Raw genomic sequence first — 24,975 nt, 5'->3', positions numbered from 1 at the left:
CCTCTCCCTTATATATGACGAATTGAAAAAACACTGTTTCTCAAATTAACAGGAAGCACCCTCTACTAATCCCATATTATTTTCATTATATGAACACAGCTTCCCTACTATGAGCGAAGACAAACTATATTACATATAAAAAGGTTTCACCATAAATGGTGAAACCTTATCCTTGAATCGTCTTATTCATTTGTTTAATAGCTGATTTCTCTAAACGTGACACTTGTGCTTGAGAAATCCCAATTTCTTCTGCAACTTCCATTTGTGTCTTTCCTTGAAAGAAACGTTTTCGAATAATCATTTTCTCACGATCATTTAAACGCTTCATCCCTTCTTTCAGTGCTAACTCTTCAACCCACTGCTCGTCCTTTTGTTTTTCATCACTTAACTGATCCATAACAAAGATAGGATCTCCCCCATCGTTATAAATCGGTTCAAATAATGAAACTGGATCTTGAATCGCATCTAATGCAAAAACAATTTCTTCATGAGTCACTTCAAGCACTTTTGCAATATCCATTGCTGTTGGTTCTTTTGAATTTTCTGCAATCAATTTCTCTCTTACTTGTAACGCTTTATACGCAATATCTCGTAATGATCGAGATACGCGAATCGGATTATTATCACGCAAATATCTGCGTATTTCCCCAATAATCATCGGCACAGCATACGTTGAAAATTTTACATTTTGGCCTAAATCAAAGTTATCAATGGATTTCATAAGTCCGATGCAACCAACTTGAAATAAATCGTCAACATATTCTCCTCTGTTATTAAATCTTTGGATGACGCTCAGTACAAGACGTAAGTTTCCATTCACTAATTTCTCTCTTGCGCTTATCTCTCCACTTTGCATTTCACGAAATAATTTACGCATTTCATCATTTTTTAGTACGGGAAGTTTAGCTGTATCAACACCGCAAATTTCTACTTTGTTTCTCGTCAAAGTGTTCCCTCCTATCGGGAGTTGCTGTACAGTGTAAAGTATTTCCTTTGAAGGGGATTTTATGCATGCGGTTTTCTCTTCATTTTTCATTTTCTTTGTCTCTTCTCATACAACGAAAGAGAATAAGACCAGCCTAGATAACGGCTGGTCTTATTCTTTACACCATTTTATTAAATTCTTTTCGTAATCTTTTTATGATTCTTTTTTCTAAACGCGAAATGTATGACTGTGAAATCCCAAGCATATCCGCCACATCTTTTTGCGTCTTTTCCTCTTCTCCAGCAAGCCCAAACCGAAGTTCCATAATTTGTTTTTCACGATCATTTAATTGATGCAATGCTTTCATTAGAAGATGACGATCTACAGTAGCTTCTAAATCTTTTGTAATAATATCATCATCTGTACCTAATACATCTGATAACAAAAGTTCATTCCCATCCCAATCAATGTTAAGCGGTTCGTCAAAAGAAACTTCTGAACGATTTTTATTATTCCGACGCAAATGCATTAAAATTTCATTTTCTATACAACGTGAGGCATATGTCGCTAATTTTATTTTCTTTTCCGGATTAAATGTATTCACTGCTTTAATAAGGCCGATTGTTCCTATACTAATCAAATCTTCAATATTTATCCCTGTATTTTCAAACTTTCTTGCTATATATACAACTAAGCGTAAGTTGCGTTCAATCAGTAACGATCTTGCTGCCTGATCTCCTTTTGGCAATTTATTCAAAAGAACTTCCTCTTCTTCTTTCGTTAACGGTGGTGGCAACGCTTCACTTCCACCGATATAATAAATTTCATCGGTCTTAATTCCTAATTTCAACAATACTTTATACCAAAGGTATACTAAATAAAATTTTAATTTCATCATATTATCCCGCCTCCCATTATTAAGCAATTACCATTTTTTGCGAAATTAACATTTTCGGATGCACAATACATTGATACTCTCCATTGGTTGACAACTGTTGTGTATTCAACCCAATCAATACTTTGCTGACTACAATAGAACTACCTTCATGATAAATTTGCACACTGTCTGGCTTAATTGCCCATAAAAATTGATTCTCTACTCCTACTGCTCTGAAAGGAATTAAGCGTAATTTTGTCGCCCAGCCAGAATCATTTTCTGGTATTTGAGGAATCTCTGTTTTGGAATAAATTTGTTCTGTTAACCAAGCTGGCAAGCAATGCTCTAATGATGAAATATGCATAATCATAACGGGTGTTTTTGTTAACGGGTCGTAAAGTTGGTTCCCACTATCAATTAAACCTGCGAGTTCTAGTTCCTCTTCAGCTAATTGAATTTTCAATTTCACAATTTGGTCATAGTGTATTTTTGTAACCTCTACGCTTTCAATACGCTTTTTAGAAAAATAATAAATTACTGGAAAACCAAAAACAACAAACAACCAGCTAATTGGATCACCGTAAGAAATTGATTGAGATTGAACCAATCCATTTACCATTTCATTCGTTTGCAAAAAGAAATGAGTCCCAATTAACCCTCCGCCAACCATAAAGGTTACAAAGTAAAAAGTAAAAACAGTTTGTGCATAGTTTCTAAACGTTGTAAACCCAAATGCTGTATACACAATAAGTAACGAGTACAGTAGTTTCATAATTGGATGTGTCATCATAGAAGCAAAAGGAGTAAAGGCAAAAATAACAATGGTTGAACCTATAAATGCCCCTAACACAAGCCTCCATCTTTTGATCTTCTTTTTTAACACGGTTGCTGTTAATAAAAGTAAAAGAAAATCAATGCAGGCGTTTAACAACCAAACAACGTCGGCGTAAACAACCAAACAATTCACCTCTTTTTTTAAGTTGAGACTAGTATAATGCATATCCAATAGGAAAGTGTGTCAATTTGCGGAGGTGTTTTTTTGTTATTTTGTGCTTTCTAGACAAAATCTGTCGGTAAAAAATAAAAGTATATGTTTCATAGAATACTATATCTTTTTACTTATATATTAAGTGAAACTTTAATCACCCCGCACGAATCAGGCTGCCCAGCAAATAGCGGGATAAATCGAAATATATAAAATAAAAAAAGACCTGCTTAGCAGATCTTTTCCCTGTATAAAACAAAAAAGGAGCATAAAAACTCCTTTTCTTTTATCGTCTACGACGGTTACGTAAGAATGCTGGAATATCGATGTCATCTGAATCTGTATGACGCTCATGCACAACCGGCTCTTCACGTTTCATTTCACGCTTAACTTCACGTTGTTTTGAAGGTTGAGCTACTTGCTGTTGCTGTTGTTGCGTGTGATTCGCAGTCGGACGGATAATTGGTTTTGGTGGCTGCGTCGAAGCACTATCATCAAAACCAGTTGCAATTACAGTTACAACGATATCATCTTTTAATCCTTCATTAATAACAGAACCGAAGATCATATTTACTTCTGGATCTGAAGCTGAAGCTACAATGTCTGCCGCTTCTTGTACTTCATATAAGCTTAAGTTAGCTCCACCCGTAATGTTCATGATAACACCTTGAGCTCCATCAATAGATGTTTCTAATAATGGACTAGAAATCGCTTTTTTCGCAGCTTCAGCAGCACGATTTTCTCCATTACCAGAACCAATACCCATTAAAGCAGAACCTCTATTAGACATAATTGTCTTTACGTCTGCGAAGTCTAAGTTAATTAAACCTGGTGTTGCAATTAAATCAGAAATACCTTGAACACCTTGACGTAATACGTTATCTGCTTCACGGAATGCTTCTAACATCGGCGTATTTTTATCAACAATCTCTAATAAGCGATCGTTTGGAATTACAATAAGCGTATCTACATTTTCTTTAAATGCCGCAATACCAGATGCTGCTTGCGTTGCACGTTTACGTCCTTCAAATGTAAATGGACGTGTCACAACACCAACTGTTAATGCACCTAATTCTTTTGCAACTTGAGCAACAACTGGAGCTGCACCAGTTCCAGTTCCGCCGCCCATACCAGCAGTTACGAAGACCATATCCGCACCACGAAGTGCTTCTTGGATCTGTTCTTTACTTTCTTCTGCAGCTTTTTTCCCTACTTCAGGGTTTGCACCTGCACCAAGTCCACGTGTTAATTTTCCACCAATTTGCATTTTTGTTTCAGCTTTTGATAGATTTAATGCTTGTGCATCAGTATTCACAGCGATAAAGTCTACACCTTGTACACCGTGTTCAATCATACGGTTTACAGCATTGTTTCCGCCACCGCCGACACCGATAACTTTTATATTCGCTAATTGATCTTGAGTAGTATCAAACTCTAACATGTCGAAATCCCCCTAGAACCTCATTTTTCGTGTCCAATTTTAATCCCATAAATAACGGAATACACGTTTTACTTTTGACATCATACGTTCATCATTTTGATTATTATTGTTTTGATTACGAGTTTTTTGTTTCGCAGGTTGCTGTTGTACCGGCGTTGGTGCTGGTGCTGGTACTGGTTCAAAATGTTCTTGCTTTTCCTGCACATTTTTCCCACGTAATTTAGCTTTTTGATAAGAATGTTTAATTAATCCTACTCCACTTGTATATTGGGGCTCACGCACACCAATATAATCAGGAGTCGCTATACGAACATTTTCATGTAAAATATCATATGCAAGATCAAGAACACCCGGCATAGAAGCAATTCCACCAGTTAGTACATAGCCAGAAGCTACTTGCTTTACTCCTAACTTACGCACTTCATCTTGAACAAACATTAAAATTTCCTCTACACGAGCCTCTATTATATCCGATAATTCCAACTGAGAATATTGTTCTGTTTGATCGCTTCCCATAATAGGAACCGTAAACATCTCTTCTTCAGATGCTGTATCATAAAAAGCATGTCCATATTTCAACTTTATTTGATCTGCATTGTCTGTTGAAGTTTTCAACCCAATCGCAATATCCTTCGTTATATGGTCTCCACCTAACGGTAATACGCTCGTCGCTTGTAACTCTCCATCTTTAAAAATAGATAAAGTTGTAGATCCTCCCCCCATATCAACAAGGGCTACTCCTCTATGTTTCTCATCTGAAGATATAGCAACTGTTGCAGCCGCTAAAGGTTGAAGACAAATATCAACTATTTCAAGACCTGCTTTTTCTACACAACGAAGTAGGTTATGTAGTAAAGTTCTCGAGCCTGTTATAAGTGTACCTTCCATTTCTAATCTTACACCGATCATCCCGCGTGGATCGTTAATCTCGTCAAGACCGTCTACGATGAACTGTCGAGGTACCACATCAATAAACTCACGCTCTGGAGCAATTGACACAACTTGTGCTGCATCTAGAACGCGTAAGACATCTTCATTCCCGATTTCACGATCTTCATTTGAAACAGCGACTACTCCGTGACAAGGAAGTAGCTGTACCTGGTTTGCATTGACACCTACTACAACTTGCTCAATGTGGATTCCCACCATGCGCTCAGCTTGTTCAATTGCTTTTTTAATTGATCGAACAGTCTCGTCTATATCAACTATCGATCCCTTCTTTAAACCATTTGATTTTACATTTCCAACACCAATAATGTTTAAGCTGTCATTAACCATTTCACCAATGATGACTTTAACATTGGATGTACCGATGTCAAGACTAACATATATTTCATTGCTGTTCATTCTTTGGCACCTCCTTCTTTATTTATACCATACAACTCAATATATGGAACAACAATCGCAACTTTACTATTTATAAGAAAAATATTCAACGTCTTTATACGTTTCCCTTTTTTAACCCTATATTTTTCTTATTTTTATTTAACATTCATTTAAGAATATCGCAGTAAACTGTGAATAACTGCTTATCTTGAAATAATTCTATTTCAAGTGTAAAGATTACCGCCAAGTATAAGTCTACACTAAGATGTACTCATAGAAAAGTGAAACTTGTACCAATCCTAGTATGAATCTAAGAATTTTTACATCTTTTTCATCAAATGAACCATTCTTGTAAATTCAGATGCATTCAATAGAACGTTCGTTTCGTTTTTTCTACAGGGACGTAGTAAAAACTATCGTTCTATTCTTTTTTTTCTTCTGCTCCTAATTCTTTCGTATATGCCCCTACTTCTAAATCAATTAATACCTTTTTACCCGGTTCAATTGTTTTTAAGATAAGCGGATAAGCTTCCATACGCTTTGCGAAATTTTGAATCGTAGTGCTCACTTCGTACCCTTCGTTCATATATAAAGTAAGGTGATCTTCATTCGCATTCGTCGGTGAATAACGAATTTCAGAAATAGACCTTAAAATAGTTGGTGTTAATTTTTCAAGCTCAGCAATTAACTCCTTCATTTTTTCCTCTTTAAAAGGTTCAAAAATTGGTGCTGCAACAGGAAGTTTTCCATTCGGAAGTACATCAAGTGTTTTCCCGTTCTCTAGTAACGGTTGTAATTTCCCATCTTTGTTTATATAACCAATCGTTAAATATTCTTCAATATGAACATCAATTTTATTTGGAAAACGTTTTTTTACATTTACTGCTTTAATTTCTTTTCGTTTCGTTAGGTTTTCTTCTGCTTTATGTGCTGTCACTCGGAAATAACTTGTATCATACGTCACACCTGATTCCTTCATCACTTGTTCATCTGTCATATAATGATTTCCAAACACACTTATCTTTTTGATATTGCTTAGCGGAGACCGAAAATAAATTAAAAAGAGCACTAATAAAAATAAAATTGATATGTATAAAATCAACCGATGATTAACATTTTTCTTGTTTTTCTTCTGTTGATTTTTTAACTTTGGTACACGATCCTGTAGTTTAATCACTTTACTATTTTTCATGTACGATCCCCCTACGTAACATAAAAAACGGCATGTTCCTCATGCCGTTCTTATCTTCTTATTATAACATAAATGATAATGAGCGGAACGAATAACCGTTATCTTCCAATGATTTCTACTTCTGTATGCATTTCTACGCCAAATTTATCCTTGATTGTTTGTTTTATTAATGCAATTAAAGATAAGACATCTTGCGCACTGGCTCCCCCAGTGTTAATAATAAAATTCCCATGCATTTCAGAAATTTGAGCTCCGCCTATTTGATAACCACGAAGCCCCGCCTTTTCTATTAAGTCTCCTGCAAAGTATGGGATTGGATTCCGAAATATGCTTCCTGCACAAGGATGATTCCACGGCTGTGTTTCACGACGGTAGTCTTTATTCTTTTGCATGACGCTTACGATTCCCTCACGCTCTCCTACCTGCAATTGAAACTCAGCTTCCAAAACAATACCAGGACGTTTCGTTTGCAATACAGAAGTACGATAGGAAAACTCCATTTCTTCATGTGTTAACCAATCAATTGTTCCGTTTTCAAACAAAATAAGAGCTTTTGATAATATGTTTGATATATCCGATTTATGTGCTCCAGCATTCATATACACTGCACCACCAACACTTCCTGGAATACCACTGGCAAATTCCAGACCGGATAACCCTTGACGACTAAGTAAAGTTGATAATTTAATAAGGGGATACCCACCACCAACTCTTACTCTATGTTTTTCGACTTCTAAGTGGTCTAATCCTTCTCCTAAACGAATAACGACACCTTCTATACCTAGATCAGATACAAGAAGGTTCGAACCTCGACCAATTACAGTCCACTTTGTTTTATATTTTTTTACTAACTGCAACGTTTTTTCAATACTGGCAACATGCTTTGGCACAATTAAAATATCAGCTGGTCCACCTATTTTCATAGTGGTATAACGCGCTAACGCTTCATTCACTAACACGCGACCAACATTTGCTTCTATAAGCTCATTTACTAATTGCTCCATAAACAATCTCCCCCATACTAAGTATCCTTATTACAGTAGTATGCAGGGCGTTCACCTAACGTTATTTTTTTACAAGCTTATTCATTACTTCATACAGCTTATTTGCTGCATCTGGAATACCTAATTGCCCCGCAGCCAGCTTCATATTTTGTAATGTTTGTGCATCTAATAAAATCTCATCAATATCACGAATAAGCGTTTCTGCTGTTAAGTCTTTTTCAAGCAACATTTTTGCTGCTCCTTTATCGACAACGGAACGTGCATTCTTTTCCTGATGGTTATTTGTTACGTAAGGACTAGGTATTAACACACTTGGCTTACCTAACGCGGTTAATTCTGCAAGTGTTGTTGCCCCCGCTCTTGAAACAACAAGATCTACCCCTGTAAGTACCTCTGGCATATTATGAATGAAAGGTTTAATAATAACATTATTCGGATTCCCTTTTTGCTTCACTGCTTCCATCACTTTGTCATAATGAACTTCACCTGTTACATACAATATTTCGTAACTTTTATTTCCAAACTGTTCAATTGCCTCTACGAAAGCATCGTTAATCGGTCTAGCCCCACGACTTCCACCAAAAATAAGTACCGATTTTTTAGGAAGAGATAAACCTACTGAACGTTTTCCTTTCATTCCATTCTGATCCATTACTTCTGATGCTCTTGGATTTCCTGTCATCACCACTTTTGACTGTGGAAAATGTTCTGCAGCCGCTTCAAAACAAACCGCAACTTTATCAACATAGCGGCTTAAAAATTTATTCGTTACACCAGGTACACTATTTTGTTCATGTACAATGGTTGGAATACCTAATTTTGCTGCAGCATATACAACTGGTCCACATACATATCCACCCGTTCCAATCACAATATCCGGATTAAAACGACGAATATATCGTTTACTATCTTGTACACCCTTTAGGAAACGCATCACCGTTTTCACGTTATCTAACGATATTTTACGCTTAAATCCACTTATAACAATAGATTGAAACGGTATGCCTGCTTTTGGAACGATTGTGCTCTCTAATCCACTCTCCGTACCAATATATAAAAACCTTGCTTCCGGATTTAATTTTTTTATTTCTCTTATTAGAGCAAGAGCCGGATAAATATGACCTCCAGTGCCCCCACCACTTACTAATACACGCACTACTAACTCCTCCGCTTCTCTTTTCTTATTTCAGTCGTATTTATTTCTATATACATCATGTTTCTTCGCGCACATACGAAAAACCCTGTCTTATAAAACAGGGTTTAGTAGCGAGAATGGCGACTTATATTTAATAATACACCTACTGCCATTAACATTAATGTCAAACTTGATCCACCATAACTTAAAAACGGCAAAGTAATACCTGTTACAGGCATCAATCCTGTTACAACACCAACATTAATCATTACTTGAATCGCAATCATCGCCACAATACCTACTGCTAAAAACGTACCATATAAATCTGGCGCTCCTAAAGCTATACGAATCCCACGCCATAATAATAGACTAAATAATAATAACACAAATGAACCACCAATAAAACCTAATTCCTCGGATAAGATTGCAAATATAAAGTCTGTTTGCGGTTCAGGTAAATAAAGAAACTTTTGTCTACTTTGTCCAAGTCCAAGCCCGAATAATCCACCAGGTCCAATTGCGAGTAACGATTGAATAATTTGAAATCCACTTCCAAGCGGATCTGACCACGGATCTAAATATGATGTAATACGTTTCATTCGATACGGTGCTGATGCAATTAGCCCTACAAATCCTGCTACACCAAGCAAACCAAACATTGCAAAGTGAAAGACCCTTGCTCCCGAGATAAATATCATAATAATACATGTCCCAACCATTACCGTTCCTGTGCCAAGATCTGGCTGTAACATAATCATCCCAAAAGCAAGAAATACAAAACTAAGAGCTGGCAGTAAACCACGTTTAAAAGAGGTAATTAATTTTTGTCGTTCCGCTAAAAATTTTGCTAAAAAAATAATCATCGCAAACTTCATAAATTCTGACGGTTGAATGGAAAATGCCCCGATTCCAATCCAACTTCGCGCTCCTCCTCGAACAAGTCCTACCCCAGGAACAAGAACAAGAATAAGAAGAATGAAGCAAACTAGCAAAATTACTTTTGAATACGTACGCCACACCCAATAATCAATTTTCATAATTAAAAACATTGCCACTACACCAATACTTGCAAATAGCAATTGCCTTTTTGCAAAAAAGAATGAGTCCCCCATTTTATAAGAGGCCCAAACCGCACTCGCACTATACACCATAACCATTCCGATTGTTAACAACGCAAGTGTAACGATGATGAGAATAAAATCAGGGGTTTTCTTCATTACCCATAAACACCACCTCTTTAGGCAGAAACTTTTGCCCTATGTAACAAAACATCAGTAGGTATTAGCCTACTGATGTTTTGATTTACTTTATATAAGTTTATGCACAGCTTGTATAAACATGTCTCCTCTTTCTTCAAATGTTTTAAATTGATCCCAGCTTGCACATGCTGGAGAAAGAAGAATTACATCGCCATCTGTAGAATGAGCATAAGCTTTCACTACCGCTTCATCTAAAGTATCGACACTTTCAATTGTATCTAATCCCGCTTTTTCTGCAGCTCTTACTAATTTTGGAGCTGTTTGTCCAAATGTCACAATTGCTTTTACATTTTTGAAATACGGAATTAAATCATCGAATTCATTTCCACGATCAAGCCCACCTGCTAATAACACAATCGGTTGTGTAAACGCAGATAAAGCTTTCTCAGTCGCTAACATATTCGTTGCTTTTGAATCATTATAAACCTTACGATTGTTAATAGTTGTTACATATTCTAAACGATGTTTTACACCTGTAAAACGTTTTAACACCGCCGTAATCGCTTCATTAGAAACACCTAATAATTTTGCGATACTCATCGCTGCTAAAATATTTTCTAAATTATGTTGACCAGGTAAAACGATATCGCCTACTTCAACAACTTTTTCACCTTTAAAACAAAGAGCATTCTCTTTTATACACGCACCATCTTCAATTTCTTTCGTTGTCGAGAATAGTACTTTTTGCCCTTTACTATAAGCAGATAAAGCCATCACATCTGCATCATCTGCATTTATTACACTATAATCATTTTCTGTTTGGTTTTTAAAAATATTTGCTTTTGCTAAACCATATTCCTTCTTCGTCCCGTGATAATCTAAGTGGGCCTCAAATAAATTTAAAAACGCAGCAATTTTAGGTTGGAACAATTCTACTCCCATCAGTTGAAACGATGAAAGTTCTGTAACTACAACTTCATTTTCTTTTGCATCCTGTGCTACTTCACACGCTACAGTTCCTATGTTCCCTGCAATTACAGGATGCTTTTGTCCTTCTTTTAGCATTTCAAATGCAAGTATTGTCGTCGTCGTTTTACCGTTAGACCCCGTAATCCCAACAAATGGCGCTTCTGAAATACGATATGCTAATTCAACTTCCGTAACAATTGGAATTTGCTTCTCTTTCGCAGCAACTAATATTGGATTAGAATACGGGATTCCTGGATTTTTTACTACAAGAGAAATATTTCTCTCTAACAATTCTAAAGGATGACCACCGCATACAACGTCCATTCCTTTTGCTTGTAATTCTGCAGCAAGTACATTATCCGCTAAAGGCTTTCCGTCATTTACAATTACATTTGCCCCTAATTTTTGTAACAGCGTAGCTGCTGCATAACCACTTTTTGCAATGCCTAATACAAGAATATTTTTATTTTGAAATTCAGTTACAGTTTTCAATTACATCCACACCCCGATATAAATTCCTAACACAGCTAATAAAAAGCCTACAGACCAAAATGTCACAACAACACGCCACTCTGACCAACCACATAATTCATAATGATGGTGTAATGGACTCATTTTAAAGACACGTTTTCCTGTTGTTTTAAAAGAAATGACCTGAATAATAACAGATAAAGTTTCCATTACGAATACTCCACCAATGATTACAAGTAGTAATTCTTGTTTTAATAAAATTGCTACAGCTGCAATGGCTCCACCTAAAGCTAAGGAACCTGTATCTCCCATAAACACTTTCGCTGGATTTGCATTGAATACTAAAAATCCAAGTACAGCTCCTACAACTGCCATACAGAATATCGCTACTCCAAATTGCTCTTGCGCTACTGCAATAATACTAAACGCTCCAAATGCAATAGCAGCTGTTCCTGATAATAAACCATCTAAACCGTCAGTTAAGTTAACTGCATTTGATCCACCAATAAGCATAAATAATACAAGTACAAAATACGCCCAACCTAGTTCAAACTTAACATCTGTTCCCGGAATCATGATGTATGTGTGGAACGCTTGCCCTTTTCCAATTAAAAAGAACGCAATAGCAATAACAAGCTGACCTACTAATTTTTGTTTTGATGTTAAACCAAGATTTCTCTTCTTAACTACCTTTATGTAGTCATCTAAAAATCCAATTAATCCGTAGCCAAATGTCACTAATAATAATAACGAAACCTCTGCACCTAAATGATTAAACTTAATCGCCATAATAAGTGAAGTTACCATCATAGATACATATATGACAATACCACCCATTGTAGGTGTCCCTGATTTTTTTTGATGTGACTTTGGTCCCTCATCACGAATACTCTGTCCGAACTTTAATTTCCTTAAAAATGGAATAAACAATGGCGAAAGGGCAACAGAAATTAAGAATGCTACCCCAGCCGTTACTAATAAACCTTGCTCAAGCACATGTAGTCCTCCTCTCACGTTGTTACTCTTCGTTGTTTAAACGCTCTGTAATTGCTTCTTTAGCGACTTCACGATCGTCAAAATGATGAACGTCTTTACCAATAATTTGATACGTTTCATGACCCTTACCAGCAATAATGATGATATCTTCAGCTTTCGCGTTAGCAATTGCATGGTATATCGCTTCTTTTCTATCAATAATTACTTCATAATTATTCCCATTTGCACCCTGCACCATATCATCTAAAATAGCCCCTGGCTCTTCACTTCTTGGATTATCTGAAGTGTAAATTGCATGAGTTGCATATTTTGTTGCAACATTTGCCATGATTGGTCTCTTTGTTCGATCTCTATCTCCACCACAACCGACGATGCAATATACATCGCCTTTTGCAAACTGTTTTGCTGTTTTTAATACATTCTCTAAGCTATCTGGTGTATGTGCATAATCAACAATAACTGTATAATTTTGTCCACCATCAACTACTTCAAAACGTCCTGGAACTCCAGCTAGTTGCTTTATTACATCAATAACCGTTTCTAAACTTACACCAGAAACAAGTCCTGCCGCTGTTGCCGCTAGTACGTTATATACATTAAATTTCCCAATCAATTTCATCGTAACATTTACACTTTCATACGGTGTTACAAGCGTAAATGTAGTTCCACCACTCGTCATAACGATATCTTTGGCCATAATATCACTTGTTGTATCAATTCCATACGTTACAACAGTTGCCGCAGTACTTCTCATATATTCCGCAGTTACAGCATCATCGTTATTCAGTACCGCGTACTTTTCACGATCATGGTTATAACTATTGCCAAGTTGTGCAAATAGCAACCCTTTTGCATGTTTATATTCTTCCATCGTTTTATGATAGTCTAAATGATCTTGTGTTAAATTTGTAAACACTGCTACATCGTAATCACATCCGTGTACACGACCAAGATCTAAAGCATGTGACGAAACTTCCATTACTGTACTATCTACACCGTGCTCAACCATTTTTAAAAATGTCTGTTGAAGTGTTAGTGCATCTGGTGTTGTATTTTTCACCTCAAATGTTTCATCACCGATTTTCATATTAATCGTTCCAATTAGCCCCGTTTTATGACCATGTGCGCGCATAATCTCATCCATAATATGCGATGTTGTTGTCTTTCCATTTGTACCTGTAATTCCGATTAAATGTAACTTGTGTGTTGGTTGACCATAAAAATAATCAGCTAAAACCGCTAACGAACGAAAAGTGTTTTTCACAAGTACAACTGGAACGTCAACATCAATTGGTCTTTCCGCAACAATAGCAGCCGCTCCTTGTGCCGCTGCTTGCTTAGCAAAATCATGGCTATCAACCGTATATCCTTTCATACATACAAATAAGCTTCCCTCTTTCACTTTACGTGAATCAGCTTCTATAGATGTGATTTCTGGATTTTCTTTTGGAACAACTGGAAAATCATGCAAACATGATAAAAGTGTATGCAACTTCATTTCACTAAACCCTCTCTACATTGTGTATTTATCTCTTTTTTAATAAGCAACACGTTACCTCCTAAATATGTAAAATAGGAGGTAAATGCTACTGTGTCTAATAAATAGACTTATTTATAATTGGGGCTCTTACAGCCTCAAATTAAGTAACTCTTCTATAAAGAACTCACTTCCACCAATTGTACCATAAAACGTACTAGGTTACCTTTAATTCCCGAAGTAAATTCTAATTTTTGAGCCTTCTTTCACTTTAGCTCCTGCTTCTGGGGATTGTTTAATTACTTTCTCTCCGTCTCCACTTATATCAAGCTTCAAATCGACGAGTTGTGTCTGTAAGTCTTTCTTTTTCATACCAATTAAATTCGGAACTTCCACAGTTGGTGTATCGCCCCATTTATATTCTCTCTCAACTTGTTCTTTTCTCGGTTTCACTCCTATAACAGGAAGTGCATCCCGAAGAATATTCCCAACAATTGGAGCTGCTACTACTCCACCAAATTGCGTTACACCTTTCGGATTATCAACAGCAACATAGACAACAATTTCCGGATCATCTGCTGGAGCAAAACCGATAAAAGATACTATATAATTATTCTCTAAATATTTACCATCTTTCACCTTTTGAGCCGTACCTGTTTTTCCACCTACACGATACCCATCAATGAAAGCACCTTTACCAGATCCCTTTGCTACAACATTCTCTAATGCATACCGAACTTTTTCTGAAGTTTCCTTGGAAATAACTTTTCTTTTTTCCACAGGTGTCTTTTTACTTACAACTTGATTATTTTTCGGATCAATAAATTCCTTAGCTATATACGGTTGATACAATGTCCCACCATTTACAGCCGCTGCTACTGCTGCTACTTGTTGAATTGGTGTTACAGAAACTCCTTGACCAAATGAAGTAGTTGCTTGCTCAACTGGACCGACTTTATCTAAATTAAATAAAATCCCACTACCTTCACCTTGCAAATCAATTCCGGTTTTCTGTCCAAAGCCGAAATTACGAATGTATTTAAACAATCGGTCTTTACCAAGACGATCACCAAGTTCAATAAATCCTGGGTTACATGAGTTTTGAACTACTTCTAAAAACGTTTGGCTACCATGGCCTCCCGCTTTCCAGCATTTCAATCTAGCTCCACCCACTTCAGCTGCTCCATCATCATAAAACGTATCTTTCTCTAAGTCTACTAAATTTTCATTCAAGGCTGCTGCTAACGTAATGATCTTAAATGTTGAACCAGGCTCATACGTACTCCATACTGGTAAATTTCTATTATACACTTCTGGAGAAACACTTTGAAAATCTGCTGGATCAAAACTCGGCCGACTCGACATACCTAAAATTTCACCATTTTTCGGATTCATTGCAATCGCAATCATACCATCTGGATTATATGTCGACTCTGCAATATTCATTTCTCTTTCCATAATTCTATTAATACGTGCATCAATTGTTAAACCTAAATTCAAACCAGCTTCTGGTTTTTTGAAATCATCGCCAACATTAGGCATCCTTTGGCCTTTTGCATCTGCAAAAAAACGCACATGACCTTCATCACCATTTAGCTCTTTATCATAATATTTTTCCAGTCCCATAAGACCTTGGTTATCACTACCTGCAAACCCTAATACGTGTGATAAAAAGTTGCCAAATGGATAGTACCGGATAGAGTCCTCTGCGATATAAACACCTTTCAAACTTAATCCTCGTACCTCTTTCGCTTTATCATGTGATATTTTTCTTCCACCTTTATCTAACCTTACAATCGATTCTTTTTTTGTAATCCGCTTATAAACCTCATCTTTTTCCACACCTAATACTGCAGCTAACTTCTCTGCAGTCTCTGCTGGTTTTTCAATTTGCCTCGGTACAACAAAGACAGTTGGGGCACTTTTATTCGTAGCAAGTTCCACACCATTCCGGTCTAAAATCTTCCCACGTTCAGGTTCAAAAGTAATATTACGACTCCATGAATCTTTCGCACGATCCGTTAACATATTCCCAAGAAAAAATTGCACATATCCAAGACGAATATCGATGATAGTGAAAATAAGTATACCTGATATGAGTATAAAAATAAGTCTTTTTCTAACTGTTACATTTGATACACGCATATTGGAACAAGCCTCCCTTACGCCTAGCTTGTTCCAATATATGCTTGTACTTATTTAATTAGAACTTCTTCTCTTTTACCATTACTGTTTTTCTGCTTCTTGTTGTGGTTCAAGTGGCGGTACAAGTGTTACACCTAACTCTGTACCAGGTTGTAACAATGTTCCTTCTGCCACACTTTGTTCAGTTACATATCCGGTACCAGTAGGTTTTAGGTTAAGCTTTAATGTTTTCGCTAAATTCATAACATCACGCAGTGCCCAGCCTTGTATATTTGGCATTGTAGGTTTATCTCCTACTAAGAAGACTCGGTCACCTTTTAATGTTTGCTCAGTTGCTTTTGGCACTTGCTGCTGCACTTTCCCTTCACCTAATACGATTGGACGAAGTTTTGCTTTATCAATTGCTTTTTTCGCTTCTTCCATCGTTTTCCCTGTTACATCCGGAACGACAGTTTGTTGTTCTTTCACATATTTTTTCGGGTCTTTTATTTCATTTGGCTTAATCTTTAAATACTCTAAACTATTTTTAGTTACATATTTAAAAATATCAGCTAAAGGCTGTGCGCCATTCTCATCATCTTTCAATTTCGGCTGTTTTACAGCTACATACACAACAAGTTGTGGATCGTCCATAGGTGCCATCCCTAAGAATGAGAATATATAATTCTCTCTTCCCGTCATATAGCCACCTTTTCCATCCGGAATTTGCGCTGTCCCTGTTTTACCACCAACTGAATACCCATCAACTTTATAAGCAGTTCCTGTTCCTTTCGGCGATGTAACAACACGTTCTAATAACTGTCTTACTTGCGCTGCTGTTTCTTTCGTAACAGGTTTTCCCACTTCCTCTGGCTTATGTTCTAATTTTACTTCGGCTGTTATTGGATCTACAATTTTATCAATTGTATAAGGCTTCATCATTTTTCCATCATTTGCAATAGCAGTTGCAGCTTGCACAAGCTGAATTGGCGTTACAGTAGAACCTTGTCCAAAAGCTGTTGTTACTTGCTGTATTTGTTGCTCAAATACAATTGCATTTGAACCTTCACCAGGTAAATCAATGTTCGTTTTTTCATCTAATCCAAAACTATGAATATACTTTCGGAAACGTTCGGGGCCAAGTTTTTGATCCCCTAAAATTGCAAACGCTACGTTGGAAGAACGCTCTACCCCTTCATCAAATGTGATAGATCCCCATCCAGCGCCACCGTTATGATCTTTTATTTTTCGGTTCCCGACTTGATATGTACCAGACTGATAATAATCTTGTCCTTTATACACACCTTCATTAATAGCTGCTGCTAACGTGAAAATTTTCATTGTTGATCCAGGTTCAAATGCATTTGCAATTGCATCATTGAAGAAATATTTAATTTGACGATCATTTGGATCATAACTAGGTTTACTAGACATCGCTAATATTTTCCCTGTTTTTGGATCCGCAACAATCCCTATTAAACTTTCTGGGTCGTAATGCTTACTTGCAGCTTTCATCGCATCTTCTAAATAACTTTGAATACGTTGATCTATCGTTAAATACGCGTTATCTCCGTTTTTAGGTGCCTCTACGTTCACTTTTCCACCGTCAAGAGACACTCCTTTACGATCGCCTGTATAAGCTACTTTGCCGTTAGAAGCACTTAAATATTTATCTAAACTTTTTTCTAAACCAAATTGCCCTACCGAAGTCCCCTCTTCATTCGGTTTAGCATGACCTATAACGTAAGATGCAAAATCACCGTTCGGATACACTCTTGCATTTTCAGTAATAAAAGATATGCCTGGCAATTTCAATGCTTCTATTTGTTCCTTCTGTTCTTTCGTCAAATCTTTACCTAGTGTTCCAAATTCGACTTGACTTTTATCTTTTTTATTTAACGTGGCTAAAATCTTCTCTTCATCTTTTCCGAGTACTCCCGCAATTTTCTTTGCAGTATCCTCTTTATTTTCAACATGATTCGCACCTTTTAATTCCGCTACAAGTTTATAAGAGTTTGCATCTTGCGCTAGTACATGACCGTTTTGATCATAAATCGTCCCGCGATTTGCTTCTAGAACTCCTTTTTTACTATGTTTTTGCTGAGCAAGTTTATCCAAATCTTGATTATGAACAGTTCCTGTTGCTTGTATGTAAAAAAATCGGGCTAACAATAGCAAAAAGAGCAGGAGGAATAAAATCATAAAATACCCTGCTCCCTTATTGGTATGAAATTTAGTCATATTTCTTTTCATTTTCCCTTCACACCTATTGCCTTATTTGAGGCCCTTCACATTATTCGCATTAATTTCTAGCCCGTGTTTTTTTGCAACTTCAGCGATTCGTTCATAGCGACTTAACTTCTCTACTTCAGCCTGTAACTCTTGATTTTCTTTTTGCTGCTGTACAATTTTTTGTTCTATCGTCGCTGCTTCTACATTAACTTGATAAAGGCCTGCTTTATTTCCAATAAACGCTACACAGGCATACAATAAAAAGCCAATAAATGCTACATACAACAGTTTTTCGATTCTTGTAATCTTCGCTTTAGCTTTTGGCTGAACCATCTGCTGTGGGGGCGTTTGAATCTGTATCTCTTCTTGCGCTTGTTGTTTGTACTTTACAGCTAAGTTACTCATACCTCTCTCCCCTTTTTATCGTTTTTCAGCGATTCTCAATTTCGCAGAACGCGCTCGATTATTTTCTTCTAACTCTATATCAGAAGGTAAAATCGGTTTTCTTGTAATAAGTTTTAATTTCGGCTTAAATTCATCAGGAATAATCGGTAATCCTGGTGGCAATTGTGGCGTTGTACTATTTCGCTTAAACGTCGTTTTACAAATACGGTCTTCTAAAGAATGGAATGTTATAACACTAACTCTTCCACCTGGCTTGACCATGTCAATTGCAGATTCCAACGCTTCTTCAAATACTTTCAATTCATCATTTACAGCAATACGGATTGCTTGGAACACTCGCTTCGCAGGATGTCCACCCGTTCTACGAGCAGGAGCTGGAATACCCTCTTTAATTAGTTCTACTAATTCTCCTGTCGTTTCAATAGCTTTATTCTCACGATACGCCTCAATTTTCCTTACTATTTGTTTTGAAAATTTCTCTTCACCATACTGGAAGAAAATTCTTACAAGTTGTTCATATGACCAGCTATTTACAACATCATATGCTGTTAATGGGGCATCTTGATCCATCCGCATATCTAACGGTGCATCATGATGATAACTAAAGCCACGCTCTGGTGTATCTAATTGTGGGGATGAAACACCTAAATCAAATAAAATACCGTCTACTTCTGTTATACCTAATTCCTGTAGTTTTTCAGATAAATAACGGAAATTACTCTTTACTGTTATGAACTGCTCACCGTATGAAGAGAATTTTTCTTTCGCATTTTGAATCGCTATCTCATCTTGATCAAACGCGATTAATCTTCCACCTTCAGTTAATTGGGATAATAAATAAGAACTATGTCCTCCTCCCCCCAGTGTACAATCTACATATGTACCATCTGGCTTTATATCTAAGCCGTCTACTGTTTCCTTCAAAAGCACTGTTACATGTTTAAACATTGTTGCACCTACTCTTTTTCCAATTAATTATGTTGAATGCATCTCCTCCCCCAAACGCATATTTCACGATTAGAGAACGAAATACTATGAAAGAACGACTCATTTAACTTGCCTACAAAGGCAGCATACTATACAAATCGCTATTTTCTTTTATTATATACTAAATTTTATCATCTTTTGCGGGAATTTAAATAAAAAACTGTCGAAAAAGATGATAATACGTTTACATTTTGTGCTATTTTGTCATATATTTAAGTATCCTGCATAATTACGATATTCACTTTTTTTAAATTAATAATTCAGAAAAATTTCACTTCACAGTAAATTCAACAGGACAAAAATAAAATCCTGCTCCTAAGAGCAAGATTCTATAGTTTTATAACATGATGTTTTCCGTCCCAAGAAAACGGTTTTTCCATTACACGATCAACGAAATCCAAACCGAACTGATTTAAATAGTAACATACATTCCACACACGCTCTTGCGGCGCCCCTAATGGACGAAGTGCAAATTGTATGCGACGGAATTTATTTAGCTGTACTTCATGTTTTTTCTCAACATTTCTTTTCAACATTCTTTCCAACAGTTCAATTTGTTCATTAATTTTGAATTCATTTTTCCCTGCAAACGCACTTAATCCAGGATCTATTTTCTTCACAAACTGTTGTAATGACGTATGGATATCAATTATTTCTTTTTTCGCCTCTACAAATCGATCATCTATCGGTTCCTCTATTTGATTAGATAACCAGTTTTCACGCAACTTATCTACGTTATTTAAAAACGGATCACTGTCTTGCAATTGCAAATCGTATAAATCTGTCGCTATATCCCTCTCTACATAAGTGATTGTAATACGCGGAACGACAGGCGGCATTTGGAAACCAATCGTATGGAAAACTTGTTGCAATTCACTCCAGTAAGCTAATTCCCCTGGTCCTCCAATAAACGCAAGCGTAGGAAATAGATACTCTTGCATAAGAGGGCGCGTTACAACATTATTACTAAAGCGTTCCGGACTTCTTTCCATCTCTTCCATCAATTCCTCATATGAAAAGGAATACGCTCCATCCTTCCCTACAAACTTCCCTTGATCGTCTTCAAGTAATACTCGCTCATTATCAATTTCCATGAATATATGTACTGCATTATACTTTGTTTCAATAATTGGTTTATATCCTAATTCTTTAATTACTTCCTGTTGGTTATGAAGCCCCTCTTGCACTTCTTTATACTTACCTATAATTCGCTTGAAAAACGGCACTTCTAATTTTCTTAATTCAGGATGATGCGAATCAACAAGAATTAAACCAGAATTAACGAACATTTTCATAATAAGATGGGCAAAGAAATCTACATACGTATTCGATTTCCCCAAAGAATCATCAATAAATTGCAGTACATCCTTTGTAAAATTCGTTTCAGGGTATGTTTTGAAAATTTCTTCAATCCACTTTCTACAGTCTTCCAAAGAAAGCTCGGACTCTGAAGCACTCGCCACTTTCGGATTACGGTCATGAAAAATAGTCTTTTTTATTTTTTTATTCTTCGTTACAAAAGTATGATTAATTTCATCCATATCATGGTCTTCACCAGCAATCCAGAAAACAGGAACGACTTTAACACCTAAACTTTCTTCCTTTTCCCTCGCAAGCTGTAAAACTGAAATAATTTTATGAATTGTATAAAGTGGTCCAGTTAATAACCCAGCTTGTTGTCCAGCTATAACAACATATGTATTTTCATCTCCAAGCGCTTTTACATTTTGAATCGTAGCTTCTCCCGCTTGTAATTTTGTATTATATTCTAATAAATGCGCTACTAAGTCTTGGCGGAAAAACTCCCTCTCACACAAATCATGTACACGCTGTTTAAAAGCATCTTCTGTTAACATATAGTCAAAACACGACTGTATCTCTTTTTTACCGTTCATATAGTCCGCTACAACACCTTGTTGCGGAACAGAGATTTCTTTTATCTCCATATAATTCTTCCTTTCGTATCCTGTTCTCTCACCAATCCACATTGTAGTCAATGTTGCACGTAAAAGCAAAGAATTACACTTATTCTTTTACTTCTAATCCTTTTATTGCATCGAACAAAAATTGCAGTGTCGGAACAGATCGTTGCTGTTTCTTAGCTTCTTCTAATACATATCCAACAATCGCACCGATTTCCGTTTGTCTATTTGCCCTTACATCTGCCAGCATAGATGATGTATTACGAGACGTTCTTTCACATACGCGATGTACCATTTTCCATACCATTTCTTTTTCTTCTTTAACAAGAAAAACGACTTCCTGAAAAACTTGCTCCATCAATCGATAAAAAAACGGGTTCGTAATCAACTCTCCGTTCTGGACTTGTAATAATGCTGTCAATGGATTGATACATACATTAACTACTAATTTTTTGTGCATGACATCCTTCCAATCATCTTCTATTTGAATCGGAAAATGAGGAAATGGAAAGCAATTAAATATTTTTTCAAAATGTATAGACTGGCCGTGCACGATTCCAAACTTCGTTACACCTATCCCCGTATGATAAACGATATGGCTTTCTTCTTTTTTTGCACCATGCTCTACAATCCCAACCGCAATATTTTTATTCCTTATTTGCTGCATAGCATGAAGGTGCGACATTCCGTTTTGCAAAAAGATTAATGAGGATTCCCCTCGCACAAAAGGTAGTATGTCAGTTATATGATATTGCTTAACAGCAATAAATATATAGTCTAGCTTCTGGTCTAGCATACTTTCTATTGGTAAAACAGGTGGGAATACGGTTTCACGTTTTTCCTCCCTCATACAAGTTACACCCGTTCTATTCAATTCCTCAGCCTGTTTAGCTGTCCTTGTAAACAACGTAACATCTTGATTACTTTTTTGTAAATAAAATGCATATAACAGACCGATAGCTCCTGGTCCCACAACTCCGATTTTCATTTTCACACAAGGAACTCATATAAATACGTTACACAAGTCCCTTTCCCTCCCCCTTTTTATCCCGCAAACGCCTGATTGGTGCGGAATCATAATTAACTAAAGGTGAACAAATCCCACCGATTACAGTTTCACTTTACCTTTCTCAATTCCATGAACATAGTTTACAATTTCATTGCTCTTTAACAAACAAATGCAACCTCTACTTTCAATATGTATATACTACCTATTAATATGCTTCTACTCTTAGTTTAGCAAATCCTCAAAAAAATAATAAAAGAAATATACTATCTTCTTCATAAAAATAAAAAAATGAGTTATAATATTATTATAAATATTTTTACTTTTCTGCATTCAATGAGACAATAAAAGGATGTGATGTTATGGGATTCCCAAAAGTTGAGCGCTTGCTCATCAATTATAAAACATTAGACGAATTTAAAAAATTTAAAGGTTGCGGAGCTCAAGAACTATCCATGTTAGAAGAATTACAGGCAAACATTATTGAAAACGATAGTGAATCTCCATTTTACGGTATTTATTATGGCGGATCACTAATTGCACGTATGAGTCTATATATGAAAAGGAACGGCGGAGAACCATTCGAAATTACAGGTACTTACCTAGAACTCTATAAACTTGAAGTGTTACCGACTTTCCAAAAACAAGGATTCGGAGAAATGCTTGTAAATTATGCGAAGGGGCTACAGTTCCCAATTAAAACGATCGCACGTATCCATTCAGCTGGTTTTTGGGATAAATTAAATTTCCAGCCTGTATCAGTACCTGATGGTGATTTTTATGTTTGGAACCCAGAAACAAATTTGAATACGGTTACAAACGAAGAGTCTGCATAAGAAATAAAAAAACAGCTACATAGCAGCTGTTTTTTTATTTCTTTAACTTTTCTAATTTCCCATTCGAACGAGCGCTATTTCTTTCCGCTACCATTACACTTCTTTTTTGATCGATATAATCAAGCAATGTTCTATACTCTTCCTCATATACTGATAATCGCTCCAAAAGACTCTCTCTCTCTGTTTGTAACGATTCAATTTGCTGTTGCAACACCATTAAAGAGTTTTCATCTTTATAATTTTGCAAGAAATCAATAACATCATTCAATGTAATTGACGTAGGCTCTACTACCTTTGTCTCTTTTACTTCATAATTTTCTACTTTACGTAGTTGCTTCGCTTCTTCAATACGTTCTTTGTATTGCTTTCTAACGTAAGAATTCCATCTAAAGCCACATGCTGCTGGTGTACGAGATAAATGTCTTCCCACTTCTTTAAAGGCAGATAATTGCGTTCCACCTTCTCGAATATGCCGGAGTACTACTTCTGCCAGAAGCAAATCTTCATCATCAGTCCAAGCATCTTGTCTTGTTGTCGCCATCTCTCTAGTCCTCCCTATGCATTTTTTATTAAGCATATGCAGTTACTAGAAAAGATAGAATACAACAAATAAAGAATAAGACAAAAAAAATAAACGCAGAAGATATCTTCTACGTTTATTTTCCCGCAATTACTTGCTGATTACTTCTTTACCTTTGTAAGTACCGCATGCTTTACATACACGGTGAGCTAATTTCGCTTCACCACAGCTTGGGCACTCTACCATACCAGGTACTGATAATTTGAAATGCGTACGACGCTTTCTTTTTACTGTTTTAGAAGTTCTTCTAAAAGGTACAGCCATTCTTCCCACCTCCTTAAAAGAAATAGTTATTTTCATATGAAGGCCTAAACCAGTCTTCCGATTATTTGTCAAAAAACTTTGCAAGTCCTGCTAATCGTGGATCAACAGTCTTTTCTTTGTTTTCTTCCGAAATCACTTGCCAGTCTTGACCTTGCATCGGTGCTCCACCAGAAACATCATCACTGAAAATTTGCATTGGAATCTCCAAAAGTATATTTTCCTTGATTACGGGCAGTAAGTCAAGTACTTCTCCTTCTAAACAATGAATTTCAGCTTCAGTTTCAAATTCTTCTTGTGAAGTTTGGAACACCTCAGTTGTTTTAATGTCAAATGGTAATGTCACATCTACTAAAGAGCGAGAACATGGTAAAACCATGCTTCCAGTTATATGTAGATGGAACGTAAACTTACCGGAGCCAAAATCAACTCTTCCTGTTACATGAGCAGGATTAATTTCACGAATATCTTTCTCGACCTCTTGCAGCTCACTTACATCTACCATCTCATCCAATGTCAATCCTTTATTTCTCAATTTATTCAATTGATGGATGGACCATTTCATATCATATCACCTCAAGGCAACAAACAAAATTATAGCTAGCCATTTTATATTTGTCAATGT

22 protein-coding genes are annotated in these 24,975 nt (G+C 36.3%); 1 reads left to right on the top strand and 21 read right to left on the bottom strand.

Features of this window, described 5'->3' with window-relative positions; all coding sequences use genetic code 11:
• Window positions 1-166: 166 nt before the first annotated feature.
• The 18 genes from sigG to panE form a co-directional block, all read right to left on the bottom strand.
• Window positions 167-946, bottom strand: coding sequence for an RNA polymerase sporulation sigma factor SigG (gene sigG, locus DN389_RS08485; protein ID WP_000197753.1), 780 nt, complete (start codon window positions 944-946; stop codon window positions 167-169).
• Window positions 947-1,103: 157 nt separating this feature from the next.
• The gene (gene sigE, locus DN389_RS08480; RefSeq protein ID WP_000976947.1) at window positions 1,104-1,823 is read right to left on the bottom strand and encodes an RNA polymerase sporulation sigma factor SigE; all 720 of its coding nucleotides are present in this window, start codon (window positions 1,821-1,823) and stop codon (window positions 1,104-1,106) included.
• 19 nt (window positions 1,824-1,842) lie between these two features.
• On the bottom strand, window positions 1,843-2,760 hold the full coding sequence (gene spoIIGA / locus DN389_RS08475; RefSeq protein ID WP_000261976.1) for a sigma-E processing peptidase SpoIIGA: 918 nt from the start codon (window positions 2,758-2,760) through the stop codon (window positions 1,843-1,845).
• A gap of 313 nt (window positions 2,761-3,073) precedes the next feature.
• The gene (ftsZ, locus tag DN389_RS08470; protein WP_000888983.1) at window positions 3,074-4,228 is read right to left on the bottom strand and encodes a cell division protein FtsZ; all 1,155 of its coding nucleotides are present in this window, start codon (window positions 4,226-4,228) and stop codon (window positions 3,074-3,076) included.
• A 39-nt stretch (window positions 4,229-4,267) separates the two neighbouring features.
• Window positions 4,268-5,575, bottom strand: a complete 1,308-nt coding sequence (ftsA, locus tag DN389_RS08465; RefSeq protein WP_001087543.1) for a cell division protein FtsA — start codon at window positions 5,573-5,575, stop codon at window positions 4,268-4,270.
• A 400-nt stretch (window positions 5,576-5,975) separates the two neighbouring features.
• A complete protein-coding gene (gene divIB, locus DN389_RS08460) occupies window positions 5,976-6,746 on the bottom strand; it encodes a cell division protein DivIB (RefSeq protein ID WP_000798232.1) in 771 nt (256 codons plus the stop codon).
• A gap of 98 nt (window positions 6,747-6,844) precedes the next feature.
• A complete protein-coding gene (murB, locus tag DN389_RS08455) occupies window positions 6,845-7,750 on the bottom strand; it encodes a UDP-N-acetylmuramate dehydrogenase (RefSeq protein WP_000437052.1) in 906 nt (301 codons plus the stop codon).
• 61 nt (window positions 7,751-7,811) lie between these two features.
• On the bottom strand, window positions 7,812-8,906 hold the full coding sequence (gene murG, locus DN389_RS08450) for an undecaprenyldiphospho-muramoylpentapeptide beta-N-acetylglucosaminyltransferase (protein ID WP_001265424.1): 1,095 nt from the start codon (window positions 8,904-8,906) through the stop codon (window positions 7,812-7,814).
• Window positions 8,907-9,010: 104 nt separating this feature from the next.
• The gene (spoVE, locus tag DN389_RS08445) at window positions 9,011-10,102 is read right to left on the bottom strand and encodes a stage V sporulation protein E (RefSeq protein ID WP_000753517.1); all 1,092 of its coding nucleotides are present in this window, start codon (window positions 10,100-10,102) and stop codon (window positions 9,011-9,013) included.
• Window positions 10,103-10,192: 90 nt separating this feature from the next.
• The gene (murD, locus tag DN389_RS08440) at window positions 10,193-11,545 is read right to left on the bottom strand and encodes a UDP-N-acetylmuramoyl-L-alanine--D-glutamate ligase (protein WP_149237019.1); all 1,353 of its coding nucleotides are present in this window, start codon (window positions 11,543-11,545) and stop codon (window positions 10,193-10,195) included.
• Window positions 11,546-12,520, bottom strand: a complete 975-nt coding sequence (gene mraY, locus DN389_RS08435) for a phospho-N-acetylmuramoyl-pentapeptide-transferase (protein WP_000893058.1) — start codon at window positions 12,518-12,520, stop codon at window positions 11,546-11,548.
• Window positions 12,521-12,542: 22 nt separating this feature from the next.
• Window positions 12,543-14,018, bottom strand: coding sequence for a UDP-N-acetylmuramoyl-L-alanyl-D-glutamate--2,6-diaminopimelate ligase (murE, locus tag DN389_RS08430; RefSeq protein WP_048565658.1), 1,476 nt, complete (start codon window positions 14,016-14,018; stop codon window positions 12,543-12,545).
• Window positions 14,019-14,225: 207 nt separating this feature from the next.
• Window positions 14,226-16,142, bottom strand: a complete 1,917-nt coding sequence (locus DN389_RS08425) for a stage V sporulation protein D (RefSeq protein ID WP_149237018.1) — start codon at window positions 16,140-16,142, stop codon at window positions 14,226-14,228.
• 81 nt (window positions 16,143-16,223) lie between these two features.
• Window positions 16,224-18,374, bottom strand: coding sequence for a penicillin-binding protein (locus tag DN389_RS08420; RefSeq protein WP_081257501.1), 2,151 nt, complete (start codon window positions 18,372-18,374; stop codon window positions 16,224-16,226).
• 21 nt (window positions 18,375-18,395) lie between these two features.
• Entirely contained in the window at window positions 18,396-18,758 is a 363-nt protein-coding gene (gene ftsL / locus DN389_RS08415; RefSeq protein WP_000067079.1) for a cell division protein FtsL, read from the bottom strand.
• Window positions 18,759-18,773: 15 nt separating this feature from the next.
• Entirely contained in the window at window positions 18,774-19,706 is a 933-nt protein-coding gene (gene rsmH / locus DN389_RS08410) for a 16S rRNA (cytosine(1402)-N(4))-methyltransferase RsmH (RefSeq protein ID WP_000472509.1), read from the bottom strand.
• A 368-nt stretch (window positions 19,707-20,074) separates the two neighbouring features.
• Entirely contained in the window at window positions 20,075-21,691 is a 1,617-nt protein-coding gene (gene bshC / locus DN389_RS08405) for a bacillithiol biosynthesis cysteine-adding enzyme BshC (RefSeq protein WP_000403047.1), read from the bottom strand.
• Window positions 21,692-21,770: 79 nt separating this feature from the next.
• Window positions 21,771-22,661, bottom strand: a complete 891-nt coding sequence (panE, locus tag DN389_RS08400) for a 2-dehydropantoate 2-reductase (RefSeq protein WP_149237017.1) — start codon at window positions 22,659-22,661, stop codon at window positions 21,771-21,773.
• A gap of 374 nt (window positions 22,662-23,035) precedes the next feature.
• Between panE and DN389_RS08395 the strand changes: the two genes are divergently transcribed.
• The gene (locus DN389_RS08395; protein WP_000506704.1) at window positions 23,036-23,509 is read left to right on the top strand and encodes an N-acetyltransferase; all 474 of its coding nucleotides are present in this window, start codon (window positions 23,036-23,038) and stop codon (window positions 23,507-23,509) included.
• Between the two features lie 34 nt (window positions 23,510-23,543).
• On the opposite strand, the gene DN389_RS08390 is transcribed toward DN389_RS08395, so the two are convergent.
• The 3 genes from DN389_RS08390 to DN389_RS08380 form a co-directional block, all read right to left on the bottom strand.
• Window positions 23,544-24,050, bottom strand: a complete 507-nt coding sequence (locus DN389_RS08390) for an RsfA family transcriptional regulator (protein ID WP_000246481.1) — start codon at window positions 24,048-24,050, stop codon at window positions 23,544-23,546.
• Window positions 24,051-24,179: 129 nt separating this feature from the next.
• Window positions 24,180-24,353, bottom strand: coding sequence for a 50S ribosomal protein L32 (rpmF, locus tag DN389_RS08385; RefSeq protein WP_001984764.1), 174 nt, complete (start codon window positions 24,351-24,353; stop codon window positions 24,180-24,182).
• 61 nt (window positions 24,354-24,414) lie between these two features.
• Window positions 24,415-24,915, bottom strand: coding sequence for a YceD family protein (locus tag DN389_RS08380; protein WP_000872150.1), 501 nt, complete (start codon window positions 24,913-24,915; stop codon window positions 24,415-24,417).
• Window positions 24,916-24,975 lie beyond the last annotated feature (60 nt).

Source organism: Bacillus sp. AY3-1, from assembly GCF_008368785.1.
Lineage (GTDB): Bacteria > Bacillota > Bacilli > Bacillales > Bacillaceae_G > Bacillus_A > Bacillus_A wiedmannii.
This window is presented reverse-complemented; position numbering and strand designations above follow the sequence as displayed.